The sequence below is a fragment of the Candidatus Eisenbacteria bacterium genome (assembly GCA_016867495.1).
Taxonomy (GTDB): domain Bacteria; phylum Eisenbacteria; class RBG-16-71-46; order CAIMUX01; family VGJL01; genus VGJL01.
Window position 1 is genome coordinate 1 of the sequence record VGJL01000284.1, and the last position, 2,527, is coordinate 2,527.

General features: G+C 68.1%; 3 protein-coding genes. 2 read left to right on the forward strand and 1 reads right to left on the reverse strand.

Annotated elements, in window-relative coordinates:
* Positions 1 to 630: NUDIX hydrolase (locus tag FJY88_13480; GenBank protein MBM3288338.1), on the forward strand; the 630-nt coding region annotated here is incomplete at its 5' end.
* Here the strand turns inward: FJY88_13480 and FJY88_13485 are convergent.
* Complete coding sequence (locus FJY88_13485) at positions 614 to 1,762, reverse strand: acyl-CoA dehydrogenase (protein MBM3288339.1); 1,149 nt, start codon at positions 1,760 to 1,762, stop codon at positions 614 to 616. The genes FJY88_13480 and FJY88_13485 overlap by 17 nt on opposite strands.
* Between FJY88_13485 and FJY88_13490 the strand changes: the two genes are divergently transcribed.
* Positions 1,667 to 2,527 (forward strand): SDR family oxidoreductase (locus FJY88_13490; GenBank protein MBM3288340.1); only part of this gene is annotated, 861 nt, incomplete at its 3' end. The genes FJY88_13485 and FJY88_13490 overlap by 96 nt on opposite strands.

A 2,527-nucleotide genomic window follows, 5' to 3' on the forward strand; every position in this document is an offset into this window, starting at 1 on the left:
AGATCCGGCGTGAAGAGGAACATACAGGCTCAGATCCAGAACCTCGAGGACCGCTACGGCGCGCCGGTTCGCGAGACCGTCGTGGTTCGGCAGATCAATCGGACTCGTGGGCCCGCCGGGTTTCCCATCTCGAGCAAACGGACAGCCGAGGTCGTCCTCATCGTCCCCAGACCTGCAGAAAAGGTCCTGGTCCACACGAAGAGCTTCTATCCATCCGGCGTTTGGCGTCTTCCTACCGGGGGTCTCTGGCCGGACGAGACGATCGAGCATGCCTTCCTACGCGAGGGGATGGAGGAGACCGGGAATCCGCTGAAGCCCGTCCGCTTCCTCTTCCACCTCTGTTTCCGCTGGGAGGGCTCTCCCAAGGAGTTCCAGAGCTACGGATTCCTCACTTCTCCCGCGGAGGGACCTGTCGCGAGCCGCGATCCCCACGAGCAGATCACTGCCTTCCGCGACGTCGGCCGCAAGGAGTTCGCCTCTGTCATGGAGCGGCTCGAGACGTTGGCCGGGACGTGGACGGCCTGGGGCAAGTTCCGGGCGGCGCCCCACCGGGTGGTCCTGGGGTTGTGGCCGCGGGAAGGAGCGCTCACGGCGGAGCCCTTGAGGGAGCCTCCTACCGGCCTCGCTTGATCACGGCCTTCGAGAGGATGTGCCTCTGGATCTGGCTGGTTCCCTCGTAGATCTGGAAGATCTTCGCATCGCGCATGAGCTTCTCGACCGGGTACTCGCGGTTGTAACCGTAGCCTCCGAAGATCTGGACGGCGTCCGTCGTGACGCGCATGCAGGTGTCCGCCGCCATCAGCTTGGCGAGCGCGGCCTCTGCCTGGGCTGATTCTCCACGGTCGACGCGCCACGCCGCGCGCCAGACGAGAAGCCGGGAGGCCTCGACGTCGCGCGCCATTTCCGCGAGCATGAAGGCGATCGCCTGGTGCGAGGAGATCGGGACCCCGAATGTCATCCGCTCCTTGGCGTAGCGCACGGAGTGCTCGAGGGCGCTGCGGGCGACGCCGACGGCCGCAGCGGCGACGACCGGCCGCGTGTGGTCGAATGCGCTCATCGCGAGAAACCAGCCCCTCCCCTCCGCGCCGATCCTGTTCTCGACCGGCACGACGACATCGTTGAAGCTCAGGCCCCGCGTGTCGCTTGCGCGCTGGCCCAGGTTCTGCTCCTTCTTGCCGATCTCCAGGCCCGGCGCCCCCTTCGGTACGATGAAGGCGCTCATCCCGCGCGCGCCCCTCGAAGGGTCGCTCAGAGCGAGCACGAAGTACCAATCGGCGACACCGCCGTTGGTGATCCACATCTTCGACCCGTTGATGACGTACTCGTTGCCCACCTTTCGCGCCGTCGTGCGAATACCCGCCACGTCCGATCCCGCCCCCGGTTCTGTGACCGCGTAGGCCGCCAGCCGGAACTCCTCGACCATCGGGGCGAGCCACTTCCTCTTTTGCTCGTCAGTCGCCCCCACGATGACCGGCGCCTCGGCCAGGGTGTTGGCCTCCATCGCCGTTCCGATCCCGGAGCAGGCGGCGGCGATCTCCTCGGCGATGATGCAGCCGTCGAGGACGCCCAGGCCCATTCCCCCGTACTCCTGCGGGATGTGCGTGTTCAGGAGCCCGGCCTCCCATGCCTTCCGGGCTATCTCCCACGGATACTCGCCCGTCTCGTCATGATGGGCGGCCTTAGGCGCGATCTCCTTCTGGGCGAACTCCCGCGCCAGCTTCTGGAAGGCCAGTTGGTCCTCGGTCGGCGAGAAGTCGATCATCGAACCCTCCAAGCGGCCAGGCCGCACCGGCTGGAGTCTAGGAACCGCGGGGGCGCCGCGCAAGCCGCACGTGCTAGACTCGACGGACAATCGATGAGCGAGACGAGAGAGAGGTCGACCGCCCTCGTGACGGGGGCGGGAACGCGTGTCGGCAGGCGGATCGCGCAGGTGCTGTCCCGCGAGGGATTCGACCTGGCCATCCACTACCACTCCTCCCGCGCGGAAGCGCTCGATCTGGCCCGCGAGATCCGCGCCGCGGGGAAGGTGGCGCGGGTCTACCGCGCCGACCTCTCGAGGCGAGGCAGCGCCGAGCGGCTCGCGGCTGCGGTCCTGCGGAACCAGTCGCCAGTCGCCCTCTTGGTCAACAGCGCCTCTGTCTGGATGCGGACCCCGATCGGCAGGACGCCGGCGGAGGCCTTCGACCGCTTGATGGCGATCAACCTGCGCAGCCCCTTCATCCTCTCCGTGATCCTCGGCGGCGCGATGAAGCGCCGGGGCGCCGGCGTGATCATCAACCTTCTCGACTGGTCGCTGGATCGGCCCTACCCGGACTATGTCGCCTATGGGATCACGAAGGCGGGGCTCGCGGCGGCCACGCGGGGCCTCGCGAGGGCGCTCGCGCCGGAGGTGCGGGTCAACGCCGTGGCCCCGGGGGCCGTCCTGCTGCCGCGAGGCATCCGTCGCGCGCGCGCCGATGCGATACGGCGGGCGGTGCCGCTCGGACGGATCGGGAGCCCCGACGACGTGGCCGAGGCGATCGCCTAT